The organism is Erythrobacter sp. (genome assembly GCF_036351135.1).
Classification (GTDB): Bacteria; Pseudomonadota; Alphaproteobacteria; order Sphingomonadales; family Sphingomonadaceae; genus Erythrobacter.
The window spans coordinates 221,124-234,831 of record NZ_JAZBON010000009.1; the positions used below are offsets into that span (position 1 = coordinate 221,124).

12 protein-coding genes are annotated in these 13,708 nt (G+C 64.4%); 6 read left to right on the forward strand and 6 right to left on the reverse strand.

Translation table 11 applies throughout. The features are described from left to right. Nucleotides 1–36: 36 nt before the first annotated feature. Nucleotides 37–2,898 carry an ATP-dependent DNA helicase gene (locus V2I30_RS02230; RefSeq protein ID WP_330660433.1) on the reverse strand — a complete coding sequence of 954 codons (2,862 nt, stop codon included), beginning with the start codon at nucleotides 2,896–2,898 and terminating at the stop codon, nucleotides 37–39. Nucleotides 2,899–3,028: 130 nt separating this feature from the next. On the opposite strand from V2I30_RS02230, the gene V2I30_RS02235 reads away from it, so the two are divergent. Beyond that, nucleotides 3,029–3,484: a nuclear transport factor 2 family protein gene (locus V2I30_RS02235; protein ID WP_330660434.1), complete on the forward strand. Its 456-nt coding sequence runs from the start codon at nucleotides 3,029–3,031 to the stop codon at nucleotides 3,482–3,484. A 426-nt stretch (nucleotides 3,485–3,910) separates the two neighbouring features. After that, nucleotides 3,911–5,533: a lysine--tRNA ligase gene (locus V2I30_RS02240; RefSeq protein ID WP_330660435.1), complete on the forward strand. Its 1,623-nt coding sequence runs from the start codon at nucleotides 3,911–3,913 to the stop codon at nucleotides 5,531–5,533. A 101-nt stretch (nucleotides 5,534–5,634) separates the two neighbouring features. Here the strand turns inward: V2I30_RS02240 and V2I30_RS02245 are convergent, their stop codons facing one another. Both V2I30_RS02245 and V2I30_RS02250 read right to left on the reverse strand, forming a co-directional pair. Continuing rightward, a complete protein-coding gene (locus tag V2I30_RS02245) occupies nucleotides 5,635–6,303 on the reverse strand; it encodes a prolyl hydroxylase family protein (protein ID WP_330660436.1) in 669 nt (222 codons plus the stop codon). Between the two features lie 139 nt (nucleotides 6,304–6,442). Next, nucleotides 6,443–7,582, reverse strand: coding sequence for an RcnB family protein (locus V2I30_RS02250; RefSeq protein ID WP_330660437.1), 1,140 nt, complete (start codon nucleotides 7,580–7,582; stop codon nucleotides 6,443–6,445). A 191-nt stretch (nucleotides 7,583–7,773) separates the two neighbouring features. Between V2I30_RS02250 and V2I30_RS02255 the strand changes: the two genes are divergently transcribed. Together V2I30_RS02255 and V2I30_RS02260 are read left to right on the forward strand one after the other, a co-directional pair. Next, nucleotides 7,774–8,370 (forward strand): pyridoxamine 5'-phosphate oxidase family protein, encoded by a 597-nt coding sequence (locus tag V2I30_RS02255; RefSeq protein WP_330660438.1) that lies wholly within the window; start codon nucleotides 7,774–7,776, stop codon nucleotides 8,368–8,370. 82 nt (nucleotides 8,371–8,452) lie between these two features. Continuing rightward, nucleotides 8,453–9,295: a hypothetical protein gene (locus V2I30_RS02260; RefSeq protein WP_330660439.1), complete on the forward strand. Its 843-nt coding sequence runs from the start codon at nucleotides 8,453–8,455 to the stop codon at nucleotides 9,293–9,295. Between the two features lie 33 nt (nucleotides 9,296–9,328). Here V2I30_RS02260 and V2I30_RS02265 read toward each other — a convergent pair whose 3' ends face one another. After that, on the reverse strand, nucleotides 9,329–9,595 hold the full coding sequence (locus tag V2I30_RS02265) for an acylphosphatase (protein WP_330660440.1): 267 nt from the start codon (nucleotides 9,593–9,595) through the stop codon (nucleotides 9,329–9,331). Between the two features lie 69 nt (nucleotides 9,596–9,664). Here V2I30_RS02265 and V2I30_RS02270 point away from each other — a divergent pair, with 69 nt between their 5' ends. Further along, nucleotides 9,665–9,964, forward strand: coding sequence for a GIY-YIG nuclease family protein (locus V2I30_RS02270; RefSeq protein ID WP_330660441.1), 300 nt, complete (start codon nucleotides 9,665–9,667; stop codon nucleotides 9,962–9,964). Nucleotides 9,965–10,109: 145 nt separating this feature from the next. Here the strand turns inward: V2I30_RS02270 and V2I30_RS02275 are convergent, their stop codons facing one another. Further along, nucleotides 10,110–10,406, reverse strand: a complete 297-nt coding sequence (locus tag V2I30_RS02275) for a hypothetical protein (protein WP_330660442.1) — start codon at nucleotides 10,404–10,406, stop codon at nucleotides 10,110–10,112. Between the two features lie 17 nt (nucleotides 10,407–10,423). Continuing rightward, the gene (ettA, locus tag V2I30_RS02280) at nucleotides 10,424–12,097 is read right to left on the reverse strand and encodes an energy-dependent translational throttle protein EttA (protein ID WP_330660443.1); all 1,674 of its coding nucleotides are present in this window, start codon (nucleotides 12,095–12,097) and stop codon (nucleotides 10,424–10,426) included. A 231-nt stretch (nucleotides 12,098–12,328) separates the two neighbouring features. Between ettA and V2I30_RS02285 the strand changes: the two genes are divergently transcribed. Continuing rightward, nucleotides 12,329–13,645 (forward strand): GGDEF domain-containing protein, encoded by a 1,317-nt coding sequence (locus V2I30_RS02285; protein ID WP_330660444.1) that lies wholly within the window; start codon nucleotides 12,329–12,331, stop codon nucleotides 13,643–13,645. Nucleotides 13,646–13,708 lie beyond the last annotated feature (63 nt).

A 13,708-nucleotide genomic window follows, 5' to 3' on the forward strand; every position in this document is an offset into this window, starting at 1 on the left:
CGGCGTGCGGTGCAAAGACTAACTGCGCGCAACCTCTCACGACGAACTTTCTGGAAGCGTGCCGTCGGTCTGTGTCTCTCGCACCGCGCCGTCGCCCGGCGAAGCTGCGCCGATCATGCCGCCGCGCACCCGTTCGAGCGCTTCGCCCAGCGTTACTCGATGTACACTCGTACCTTCGGGAAAGGCGCTGAGCAGGCGGGAGGGGAAGGCGGGTGAGAGGACGATGAAATGCCCCTGATCCTCGCGCCCGCGAATGAGCCGCCCGAACGCCTGGGCTAGCCGGGCGCGGATCAGGCGATCGTCATAGGCGCTGCCCGTGCTCTTGCCGTCGCCGTTCGCGCTCTTCGCCGCCGCGCGCCGCGCCTTATGCAGGATATCGGGCCGCGGCCAGGGCACCGCTTCCATGATGACGCAGCGCAGGCTCCGCCCCGGCACGTCGACCCCGTCGCGCAGCGCATCGGTGCCGAGCAGGCTCGCGCGCGGATCGTCGCGAAAGATATCGACCAGCGTGCCGGTATCGATCGGATCGACATGCTGGGCGTATAACGGCAGCCCGCCGCGCGCGAGGCGATCGGCGATCCGCCCGTGCACCGCGCGGAGCCGTCGGATCGCGGTGAACAACCCCAATACGCCGCCATCCGAGGCTTCGATCAACCGCGCATATGCGCCGGCCAGCCCGGGCAAATCGCCCTTCTTCACATCGGTGACGATCAGCACCTCGGCGCGAGCGGCGTAGTCGAACGGGCTCTGCGCATCGGAGAGCAGCGGCGCGCCTTCCACGTGCGCCGCGCCAGAGCGCTGGATCGCGCTCTCCCACGGATCGCCTTCGCCCGCACCAATCCGGTCGGTCAGCGTGGCGCTGGTCAGCATGACGCCGTGCGCCGGTTCGAGCACGACCTTGGCGAAGGGTTTCATCGGGTCGAGCCAGCGGCGGTGCACGGCGACGTCGAATTCGCGCGCGTCCGAGCGATCGACCGCGAGCCAGTCGACGAATTCGGGGTCGGCAGGGCCGCCGAGCCGCTCTAGCAGCGCAGTCCAGGCGGCGAGCAGTTCTATTCGCCATGCGAGGCTGAACCGCGCGCCTTCGATCCGCGCGCGTCCGCCGCGATTGTCCGGCCCTTCGAGCCAGTCGGGCGGATCGGCGAGGACCGCTTCGAGCCGCATGGCCAGTCGCATCAACGGGGCGCGGATCGCCGAAAGCGCCGCGCTTGCCCGGCCCGCGGCCTCGATCAATTCGCCCGGGAGACCGCTTGCCTCGGTCTCGATGCCGTAGCCCAGCTCCTGCCCGCTCTCGTCGCGCGCATAGGTCAGCGTGCGGACCTCGGCGAGGAGTGCTTCGAGCGACCCTGCCGGTTCGCCATCGGCGAGCCGCCCAAGCCAGCCATCGCCGGGCAGCGCCTTCGCCTGTTCGAGCGCCGCCTCGATCGCCGCGCCGCCCTCCTCGTCATAGCTCGCGACATCGGCGAGCCGCGCGGCGAGCCCCCGGCGGCGGCCGCGGGTAGCGCGTTCGGGTCCGACGATCCAGCGCCTGAGTTCGATCGCTTCCTGCCCGCTGAGGCTGGCTGCGAAGGTCGAATCGGCCGCTTCGAAGACGTGATGGCCTTCATCGAAGACGATTCGCGTCGGTCTCGACGAGTATTGCGGTACATTTTGCCCGCCGCCATCGCCCGAAGAGGCGGGGCCGGCGCGCGCGGCGTTAACCATGACCAATGCGTGATTGGCGATCACCAGATCGGCCTGCGCGCTGTCCCTCACCGCGCGTTCGATGAAGCATTTGCGATAATGCGGACAACCGGCATAGATGCACTCGCCGCGCCGATCGGTCAGCGCCGCGATGCCGCGCTTGCGAAACAGCGTGCCGAGCCAGCCGGGCAGGTCGCCGCCGATCATGTCGCCGTCGCGCGTATAGGCCGCCCAGCGCGCGACCAGATGTGCGAGGATCGCGGGGCGCCCGGTAAAACCTCCCTGCAGCGCGTCTTCGAGATTCAGCAGGCACAGATAGTTCTCGCGACCCTTGCGCACCACGACCGGCGGGGTGCCGTCGGCGCGCTTCAACGGCCAGGCGCGGCGGCTTTCGGCGCGCAGCTGACGCTGGAGGTTCTTGGTATAGGTAGACACCCAGACCGTCCCGCCCGAGGCATTCGCCCACAGCGAAGCGGAGGCGAGATAGCCCAGCGTCTTGCCGATGCCGGTCCCCGCCTGGGCGAGCGCAAGATGCGGGGCGCCGTCCTCCTCCCGCGGGGCGAATATGCGCGCGGCATCCATCGCATAGGCGCGCTGACCGTCGCGCTTTTCCGCTTTGTCGCCCGTGAGTTCCTCTAATTGCTGGGCGATGTCGCTTTCGGGCAGCGCGATCTGCCGAGGCTGCGCGCGTTCGCCCGCCTCTTCCCATTCGTGGAGCGTCGCGAACAGCCAGCGCTCGGCCTTTTCGGGCCGCGCAATATGACCCTTGAGCACCTGTGCCCAGGGCCAGCGCAGCCGCTCGAGCGAATGCAGCGCGCTCCACGCGCCGCTGCGTTCGAACCATTCGGGATCTTCGCAGGCCGCCACCAGCACCGCGGCGGCGCGTTGGAGAAAGCCGGGCACGTCCTCGCCTTCTGCGGGGGCCTCCAGCGACAGCGCCTGCGCCAGGCCGCGCGGCGTCGGCACGCAGAAGCGCGCCGGGTGGACGAAAGCGAACAGTTCGAGGAGGTCGAGCCCGGAGAGATCGGGATAGCCCAGTCGGTTTGCGACAAGCGGGGCGTTAAGCATCAGCACCGGCGTATCGGCAGCGACCAGGATCGCATCGCCCTTCGACACCGCTTCGCATGGCGCCTCGCCGCGCTTCAGCCAATTGCCGCCATGGCTGGCATGAAGCGCGGGCAGGGCGAGCGGCGCCGGGTCCGGCACAAGCTGCATCGGCCCTCGTTCGGGCGGCGGGGAAGGGGGTGAATTCGGAGGCACGGCATTAACCACGATGGGAAAACGTCAACCAATTGTAAACGTCCGGCCAGGATAGTTTTCGTGCGGGAACCGATAGGAGACTGCCATGCCGCTGCCCGAAGTAAATGCCAAACTCGCGTGCGTTCTTGCCGCCGGCTGCGCGGCTTTTGCCATGCCCGCTAGTCTTGGCGCCCAATCCGCGACCGAGGCGAGCGCAGTCAGCGCGCCTGCCAGCGAGCAGGAGCGCATCGCGGTGGTGCAGCAGCATATCGAGGCCTATCGTTCGGGCGATATCGATCGTTTCGTCGCAACCTTTGCGCCCGATGCGATCGTGCGCGCCGACGGCTTCGTCGCCATGGGGCGCGACCAGATCAAGCGGCTCTACGAACTCAATTTCGAACCCGGCGCGCCCCAGCTCAAGGTTCACCGCAAGGGCGTCGACGGCGACCTGGTGACCGTATCGCACGGCTATGTCCTGGCCGATGGTCAGGAGCTGTGCTGCACGGTTTCGGAATATCGCATCGTCGATGGCAAAGTGAGCTTGGTCGAAACCCGCGGCTGACGCGAAAGAGGGACGACGCAGTGGAGCCGTTTGCACGGCGCCATCCACATCGCCCCTCTCCTGCGACCCTGAAGGCGGAAGAGCAATCCACCCCGGGGTGACCCGGAAAAGCGTTAGCGCCCTGTTTCGGCTGCTTGCCGCTTCGCACAGGCACGCGTCGGCCGTATTCCCGCATGTTCGTGCGAAAGGGGCATCTGAACGGCTCGCGCCGTATCGCTGTCGGACTTGGCGGACCCGATCGCTCGTCGAAAATTCGCAAGCGACTCCGTCCACGCCCGCTATCTACAAGGGCGGCCATGAACCGTAGGTGAAATCTTCATTGGGAAACCCGTCAGTCCCGAACTTCGTAGAAGGCCGTCGCCGGACCGGGCTGGCCGGCGTTTTTCGCTCTTGCAACATGCGGCGGCGGGAATAGAGGTTCACGCCATGAACGACACCTCCCCTCAGGCGGCGCTGGCCGAGGCTGCTCGCATTTCCAAGGCATGGCCCTTTCAGGAAGCTCAGCGGCTCGCCAAACGCCTGAAGGGTGGAAAGCCGGATGGCGAGCCGGTGCTGTTCGAGACCGGCTATGGCCCTTCGGGCCTGCCGCATATCGGCACCTTTCAGGAGGTCTTGCGCACGACGCTGGTGCGGCGCGCCTACGAAGCGATGACCGGCGAACCCACCCGGCTTGTCGCTTTCAGCGATGACATGGACGGTCTGCGCAAGGTCCCCGACAACGTGCCGAACAAGGCGCTGCTCGAAGCGAACCTGCACAGGCCGCTCTCGCGCATCCCCAATCCGTTCGACACCGATCACGAAAGCTTTGCAGCACACAACAACGCCAAGCTGCGCGAATTTCTCGATCGCTTCGGGTTCGAATACGAATTCGTCAGTTCCTCGGACCGTTACAATTCGGGCGCGTTCGACGACGCCCTGCGCGGGGTGCTCGCGAATTTCGACGCGATCATGGACGTGATGCTGCCGACCCTGCGCGAGGAGCGACGCCAAACCTATTCGCCGATCATGCCGATCTCGCCGACAACGGGCGCGGTACTGCAGGTGCCGATCGAAGTCGTGGATCCGCAAACCGGCATGGTCCGTTTCACCGATGAGGACGGCACCGTGGTCGAGCAATCGGCGCTGGGCGGTATGGCCAAATGCCAGTGGAAGGTCGACTGGGCGATGCGCTGGGTGGCGCTGGGCGTCGATTATGAAATGTACGGCAAGGACCTGACCGATAGCGGCGTGCAGTCGGGCAAGATCGCCCGCATTCTTGGCGGCAACAAGCCCGAGGGGTTGATCTACGAGATGTTCCTCGACGCGCAGGGCGAAAAGATCTCAAAGTCCAAGGGCAACGGTCTTTCGATCGAGGAATGGCTCACCTATGGCAGCGAGGAGAGCCTCGGCTTCTATATCTTCGCCAATCCCAAGAGCGCAAAGCAGCTGCATCCGGGCGTCATCCCCAAGGCGGTGGACGATTACTGGCAGTTTCGCGAGCGTCTCGCGCAGCAGCCGCTCGACAAGCAGCTCGGCAATCCGGTCTGGCATCTCGCTCGCGCCAATGATGCGCCCGATGGCGCCGAGGCGCCGGGGGCGGGGGACAGCCTGTCGGTGCCTTACAGCCTGCTTTTGAACCTTGTCAGCGTGCTTGGGCTCGAAGCGACGCCGGCGAACCTTGCCGAATATGTCGCGGCCTATACCGGGCAGCCGGTCGAGGATCCCGCGCTACTGCGGCTGATCGAGTGCGCCGTGAACTACAATCGCGATTTCGTCGCGCCGACGCTGGAAAAGCGCGCGCCGGAAGGCGGGGAGGTTCTGGCACTGACCGAGCTCGACGCGCAGCTTGCCGCCGCACCCGGGGACGCCGATGCCGAGGCGCTGCAAACGCTGGTCTACGAGATCGGCAAGCGCGAGGAGTTCGGCTTCAACAATTTGCGCGACTGGTTCCGCGCGCTCTACGAGACGCTGTTGGGCAGCGAGCAAGGCCCGCGCATAGGCAGTTTCATTAAGCTTTACGGCATCGAACCGACGAGGAAACTGATTTCCGAGGCTCTGGCACGCGCGTGATCAAGGCGGGTGCCCCCGCGCAGACCGGGACGTCTTCGAGGTTGGAGGCGCGTCATCAACAGGTCCTCTCCTTTGCGGGGCCTCGCAGTACGGAACCCTCCCTACTTCCACTTGCGCGTGCGATACCATTTGGTGATGATGTATTTCGTTCCCCTGATGACCGGCACTCCCGCATGGATCGTGTCGTGATTGGGCGAGCCATCGGGCAGGGCGTTGTTCCAGATCAGCAGCACGCCGGGCTTGGGTTCGATCTTGATGCCGATATTGGTGAAGTGGGTCTCGCCCCCCTCCTCGACCTCGTTGAGGAACGCCATCGTCGTCCAGCTGCGCTGACCGCCGCGCTTCTGTTCGTCCTGCCAGTATTTCTCGGTCGTGTAGAACCAGTCATTGTGCGGCTTGAACTGCTGTCCCGGTAGGTAACGCTGTCCTTGGATCGCCTCGCCGACTTCGCTCGGCACACCGAGCAGATCGTCGATCCGCCGCCCGATGCCGCGCACGAAGCTGTCCTGCGGATCGAGATCGCCCGAATAGGACGTGCGAAAACCGCTGTCATAACCGATTTCGTGCAGGGACGAGGGGCGGGCGGTCGCATCGACCATCAGGCACAGGCGCTCACATTCCGCAGGCGTGAGGAAATCGCCGACCGCGAACAGTTCGGCGAGATCGGTTTCGACTGTGTAGACCTGCGGATCGGCGGCCAGCCGTTCGCGCACCTGACGGCCCATGCGCTTGAGCGCGTCCTGATCGGGAATGCTCTGTGTCGTCGTCATGCTGGCCGCGAAATTAACGACCCTGCCCGCGCGCGCAAGATGGCAGGGGGCTTAATCATGTGGCGGCTACCGCACGGGTAAAGCCCCCGCCGGATCGCTGCGGCGGGGGCTTTGGCTCCGGACAGGGGGGAGGATGCCCCTACCAGAAGAAGTCGTGGATCACGTCGACCACTTCGCCGGTATAAATGTCGACTAAGACAACATCGTCGTAATATCTCACCCAGCGATAGGGCCCGTAGACCGGCGGCAGGCGGAACGCCCACGGATCGTTGATCCAGTAACGCTGTCCGAAGAACAAATTGTCGAGGAAGAAACCAGTCCGCAGGCGGCTGTAGCGATGGCCGCGCCAGGGGGCGTAATAGCGACCCAGTCGGAAGGCGCCGCGATTGAACCGGCGATGGTCGCGCCAGCCGAAGCGGCGATCGCCGCGCCAGCGTTGGCGGTCCCAGCGGCGGAAATCGCGCCGACCGTCGCGGAAACCGCGGCCATAGGCCCAGCGGCGATCCCCGCGCCAGCCGCGGTCGTCGCGCCAGAAGCCGCGATTGTTGCGACGCTCGAACCGGCGGCCGTCGCGAAAGCCGCGGCGTTCGGCACGGTCTATCCGGCGGCTGTCGCGGCGATCGAAGCGGCGGTCGGCCCGGCGATCCGCGCGTCTGTCGAAACGGCGATCGGCCCGGCGATCCGCGCGCCTTTCAAATCGCCGATCGTTCCGGCGTTCCGCCCGCCTGTCAAAGCGGCGGTTGTCCCCGCGGCGGATGCGATCCGCTCGCCGATCTCCGCGGCGCTCGATCCGATCGGCCCGGCGATCGCCTCGCCGCTCCACCCGGTCGGCGCGGACATCGCCGCGCCGCTCGATCCGGTCTGCGCGGCGTTCGCTGCGCCGGTCGATCTGGCGCGCTCGCCGCTCGCTGCGACGATCGACCTGATCGGCGCTGCGTTCGAACCGGCGTTCGGTGGTGCGCGCCCGCTGACGGCGCTGCGTTCTCTCGCTGCGGGCGCGGCGTTCGCTCCTGTTGGCACGTTGTTCGCTGCGCGCCCGTCGCTCGCTGCGGTTGGCGGCCCGGCGCTCGCTGCGATTCGCCCGGCGGGCCTCGCGCATATTGCGTCGCTCGCCGCGATTGGCGCGGCGATCCCGGCGGTCGGGCTGCGCTTCGCTGCTGCTTGCGCTCGTTTCAGCGGTGAGGTTGGCCGCTTCCGCCTGCTCAGGCGGGGCGACGAATGCCAGCGCAAGGGCGAGGGCGGAAATCGCGCTTCCCCTCAGGAACTGGGTGATGTCCATGATCTGCCTTTCGATGTCGCCGCCCACCACCTACGGCATGTTGAATACGCTCGTTCTTCAGCGTCGCGAATGTTGCTACGGAGGTCACACTGAGTCTGACCTTAACCGGGCCTGTAGGCTTTCGTTCATACAAGCCGCCACCTTCGTGAACGACTTGACCGCGCCTGGCAATCCCCCGATCAGCCGCAGCGATGATCGAAACGCTCGAGGAAGTTAGGCAGGATGTGGCGCGCCGGATGGCGCGGGCGGCGAAGGATCGGCGCTCGCCGATGCATGTACCGGTGGTGGTGACGGGGGACATCGATGCGCGGGTGATGGTGCTGCGCGCTTTCGACTCAGATCCCGACAGCAGCGCGTGGTACTTGCGCTTCCACACCGATACCCGTGCACCCAAGGTCGCGGCCATCGCCGCCGATCCGCGCATGGCGGTGCTGTTCTACGACAAGGGGGCTAAAATCCAGATCAGGATGCGCGGCACCGGGGAAATCCTGCGCGAGGATCCGGCGGTCGAGGCCGCCTGGAACAACGGCTCCAATTTCGCGCGGCGATGCTATCTCGGGGACGGCCCTGGCACCCGGAGCGACGCGCCGACATCGGGGCTCCCCGCCGAGTTCGAGGGCACCGAGCCGAGCGATGCCGAGCTCGAAACGGCGCGCGCAAATTTCGCATTGCTGCGGATCGAAGTGACGTCGTTCGACTGGCTCTACCTCGCCCATACCGGTCATTGGCGCGCGCAATTCGAACGCGGCGAGGATGCGACGTGGCAAGGTCACTGGGCGACGCCCTGAACCCAACATCCGGCCATGCGATGCGGGAGCCGGACGCAGGCCCCATGCATTATCCGAATACGACAACAACAGGAGCAGCACCTTGGCATCGACCCATCCCTATATTCCGCGCATCTCCCTGGTCTTTGATTTCGACAAGACCCTCGCCAGCGATACGATCGACGCCATGTGCGCGGCCTGGGGGATGTCGCGCGAAGAATGGGAGGAGCAATATCATGCGCCCCTGGGCGATAACTGGGACGGCATTCTAAAGCGTTCTCACGCGCTGATCGCCTGCGGCCGCGACCGCGACGATCCGCTGACCGAGAATTTCTTCGACCGCGCAGCTGAACATATCGAGCTTTATGATGGCGTCCTCGACCTGAAAAAGCACCTGTCCGAGGTCGGCAAGCAGATCGTGCCCGATATCGAGGTCGAGCTGGTGGTGCTGTCCTCTGGTTACATCGACATCGTCGAACGCACGCGGGTAAACGACGTGTTCGATCGGAGCTGGGCGGGCGAATTCCACTTTGCTGACGGCAAGGCGGTCTGCCTCAAGCGCATGATCGCCCACCCGACCAAGGCGCGCTATCTCGAGGCGCATGCCAAGGGGCTCGACATCGGCGCCGCCAATTCGCCCAGGGTCGACGATCCCGATTTCGACGAGATGGACATGCACGTACCCCTCGACCAGATGGTCTATATCGGCGACGGTCTCAGCGATCTCGAAGCCTTCGGTTTTCTGACCAACAATGGCGGACAGGCAATCGCGATCGACGAAAGCGCACGGTTCGATCACGCCGATCAGCAGACCGCCGACGAGCGCGTCGATAACCTCGCATCACCCACTTACGCCGAAGGATCGGAACTGCTGGAAAGCCTGCGCCACGCCGCGCGCTCGGCAGCCAGCAGAGCGGCACTGCGCAAGCAATCGCAAGGAAAATAACGGTGGACGGGGCGCACGCGGGTCTGCCGGCTGCTATCGGCGATTGAATTCGGCCAGCCCCTGCTCCGCGACCTCGCGCGGCTCGATCAGCGTAGGCGCGGCGCGGGGAGGTCCATCACGCATCGCCGCAATCATGCGCTCGATTGCGTGGCGCTCACCCTCCAGATGCGCCTCGACCGTGCCATCGGCAAGATTGCGCACCCATCCCGCCAGGCCGAGGCAGCGCGCGGTTGCGACCGTCCAGTCGCGGTAGAACACGCCCTGAACCTTGCCGTGAATGATGAGGTGGGTGGCGGTCATACTCAGCGCTTATCACAGATCGTCACCCCGGGCTTGACCCGAAGTCCCGCTTTCTTTCAACCAACTTAGATGGATCGCGAAACGCAAGGCGGCTGGGTCTACATCATGTCTGATCGCCATCGCGGCACGATGTATGTTGGCGTGACAGCTGATCTGGCAGCGCGCGTGACACACCATCGCCAAGGAACGGGATCGGACTTCTATGCGCGGTATGGTTTGAAGCAACTGGTCTTGGCCGAACGGTTCGACACTATCGAAAATGCGATTACCTTCGAAAAACGCCTCAAGCGCTGGCGGCGCGAATGGAAATTCGAGTTGGTGGAGGAGGCCAATCCGAACTGGGACGACCTGCTCAAGCATCTGATCTGAGCCCCTTGCGTCATCCCGGCCCCCGAGCCGGGATCCCGCTTACTTCTTACGTCGCGCTACGCTTCAAGAAGCGGGACCCCGGATCAAGTCCGGGGTGACGCAAAAACGATTACCTTCGCTCTTCTAGTTCGCCATCAAGTGAAGGTCACAAATTTGCTTTCGCCTCGGTCGCAGTTTGAGGCTCTGCGCTCTCGGCAATCGCTACGTACGCTTGCACGATGGCAGCCAGCGCTACGATCGTGGCAGCAAATGCAGACCAAAAAGCTGCCCTATTCGCTGCCCTTTGCGAAGTATCACTGGCTGCTCGTTGTTCTGCCAGGAACTTGTGCTGTTCCTCCTGCTGTTTCGCGAGAAAGCGTTTGAGATGTACCAAGTTGCCGCCCAATTGATCGCCATGCGATCCGATGGATTCCGTCAACCGTCTAAGCTGCTCGTCATTCACAGGCGCGTCGCCCCAATCTACCTAGTCAGCTTCTTATAAGCCAACCGCGTAGGCCGATCCGCCGCGTCTCCCAGCCTCCGGCGCTTGTCTTCCTCATACGCCTCGAAATTCCCCTCGAACCACTCCACGTGCGAATTCCCTTCAAACGCCAAAATATGTGTCGCCAGACGATCCAAGAAGAAGCGGTCGTGCGAGATGACCACGGCGCAGCCGGCGAAGTTCTCGATCGCGTCTTCGAGCGCGCCCAGCGTCTCGACGTCGAGGTCGTTGGTCGGCTCGTCCAGCAGCAGGACGTTGCCGCCCTCTTTCAGCATCTTCGCCATGTGCACGCGGTTGCGTTCGCCGCCCGATAGCTTGCCGACATTCTTCTGCTGGTCGGGGCCCTTGAAGTTGAACGCGCCGACATAGGCGCGGGTCGACATGTCGTGGCCGTTGACCTGCATGTAATCGAGCCCGTCGGAGATTTCCTCCCAGACATTGTTGGTGGGTGTCAGGTCGTCGCGCGACTGGTCGACATAACCGAGGCGCACGGTGTCGCCGATCTCGATCGTGCCGCTGTCGGGTGTCTCCTGTCCGGTGATGATCTTGAACAAGGTCGATTTACCCGCACCGTTGGGGCCGATCACGCCGACGATGCCGCCCGGCGGCAGCTTGAAGGAGAGGTTTTCGAACAGCAGCTTGTCGCCATAGGCTTTGGTGATGTTGTTCGCCTCGATCACCTTGCCGCCGAGGCGCTCGGGAACCTGGATGACGATCTGCGCCTTGCCGGGCTTGCGGTCGCTTTGCGCATCCTGCAGCTGTTCGAACTTGCGGATACGCGCCTTGGACTTGGTCTGACGCGCGGCGGGCGTCTGCCTGATCCATTCGAGCTCGCGGGAGAGCGCCTTCTGGCGACCCGATTCCTCGCGGCTTTCCTGTTCGAGGCGCTTGGCCTTCTTCTCGAGATAGGTCGAGTAATTGCCTTCATACGGGTAGTAGGAGCCGCGATCGAGCTCGAGGATCCATTCCACCACGTTGTCGAGGAAGTAGCGATCATGGGTGATCATCAGCACCGCCCCCGCATATTCCTTCAGGTGGTTTTCGAGCCATTCGACGCTTTCGGCATCGAGGTGGTTGGTCGGTTCGTCCAATAGCAGGATCGAGGGCTTCTGGATCAGCAGCCGGGTGAGCGCGACGCGGCGCTTCTCACCGCCCGAAAGGTTCTCGACCGAGGCATCGGAAGGCGGGCAGCGCAGCGCCTCCATCGCGATTTCGAGCTGATTATCGAGCGTCCAGCCATCGACCGCGTCGATCTTGGTCTGGAGGTCGGCCATTTCCTCGCCGAGCTTTTCGTAATGGGCATCGGGCTCGGCCATTTCGGCGGCCACCGCATTGTAGCGATCGACGAGGTCGGCGGTGTCGCGCGCACCGTCCTTCACGTTTTCAAGCACTGTCTTGCTCGGATCGAGCTCGGGCTCCTGCGGCAGGTAGCCGACGGTGATGTTCTCGCCCGCCCAGGCCTCGCCCTGAAAGTCGGTGTCGATGCCGGCCATGATCTTCATCAGCGTCGACTTGCCCGCGCCGTTCGGACCCACGATGCCGATCTTGGCGCCCTGGTAGAATTGCAGGTTGATGTTCGAGAGCACCGGCTTTCGCGCGCCGGGGAAGCTCTTGGTCATGCCCTTCATCACGAAGGCGTATTGCGCGGCCATGGGGCTTTGGTCCTTGGGTTTGGCCCGCGGCGCCGGATCGTGCGGGCGAAGCGTCGGGCGGTGTTTGGGGCGAATATCCGGGCGGCAGATAGTCACGCTTGGCCATGGGGGCAAGCGGTGAGCCGATGCCGGGCCCGCGGCCGCCGCCACGTGCCTATACCTAATCGCTCCTGCCAAGCCAATTCGCGCGCAGCTGCAATATGTGGCTCTTGGCGAGCAAAAGCCGGGCCCATGCAAGAACAAATCCTCGTTTCCATTATTCCGGTCATGACCGTGCTTCTTGGGGCGGGGTTCGTCGGGCTGTGGTGGAAGGATCGCTCGCAGCTTCACGTGCTTGCCTTTTCCCTGTGGTTCGCATCCGTGTCGCTGTGGACCGCGATACAATCTTGGTTTTTAAGCGAGCTCGGGCCGGCGGAAATGCTCGCTTTCACGGTCCTTTCTGGTTTCAGCCTGATCGCGCTTGCCTGGGGCGTCGCCCGGCGTGACGGCAAGTCCATACCGCTTGTTGCGATGGTCGCGGTCACCACGGGCACCGGCTTGATAGCCTGGCACGCAACCGTTATCGGGAACAGCGCCGTTCTGCTGATGGCGCAGAACTTCAATGCCGCGCTGCTCTGCGCGCTCGCCGCCTACAGTAAATGGGAGAGCGGCAATCGCACATTGGCCGATCGCTGCCTGCTCGCCATTCTAACCCTGCTTGCCGCCTATGGCATGTTCCGCCCGTCGGTAACTGTGCTGATGCGCAGCCAGATGAGCCTTGCCGAATATACCGCATCCCCGCTGTTTAGCTTCAACCAGGTCGTGACCGCCCTTCTTACGCTGGTAACGGCGGCAAGCCTGCTTGCCTGCGTGCTCACGGACCGTTTGGCGAAGGAGCGCGAGGCGGCGAAGATCGATTCGCTTTCCGGCCTGCCGCAGCGAGGCGCCTTCGAACCTCTGGCGCAGGATATGCTCGCGCGCGGCGCGGCGGAGCGGCGCGCGGTCAGCCTGATCGTTGCAAATCTCGATCACTTCAAGGCCATCAACGACACTTTGGGCCATGCCATGGGCGACCGGGTGATCGCAGGGTTTGCGCAGCACATCGCCGAGAAGATACGGTTTTCCGATATCGCCGGGCGCATCGGAGGCGAAGAGTTTTGCATCGCGGTCTGGAACTGCAAGGCAGCTCCCGCAGCGCGGCTCGCCGAACGCATTCGCACGACGATAGGCGACCTGGGTAGGTCGACCACGCTGGATCGGCGCCGGAATGACGAAGAAATGGACGACTTGGACGGCATGTCGCGCATATCCGCGAGTTTCGGCGTAGCCGAGGCGAGGCCGGGCGAAATCTATGCCGCCTTGTTCAAGCGGGCGGACGAAGCGCTCTACCGTTCCAAGAACGAGGGCCGGAACCGGGTGACCATTGCCTCGACGCGGCGGGACGAGGCGCATGGCGGGTCGGGAAGCATCGTCAGCGATAGAGGCGATGACGCGGGCGGCAATGAGCGCGACCGGGAACGGCGCGGGGTCGGTGAGATCGTGCCGTTTTCGCGCACGGCGTCGCTCTGACGGGCGCTATCTTCACCGCACCCCATGTGGACAGAGGGCACACCCAAGGTTAGCGCGCGGGAC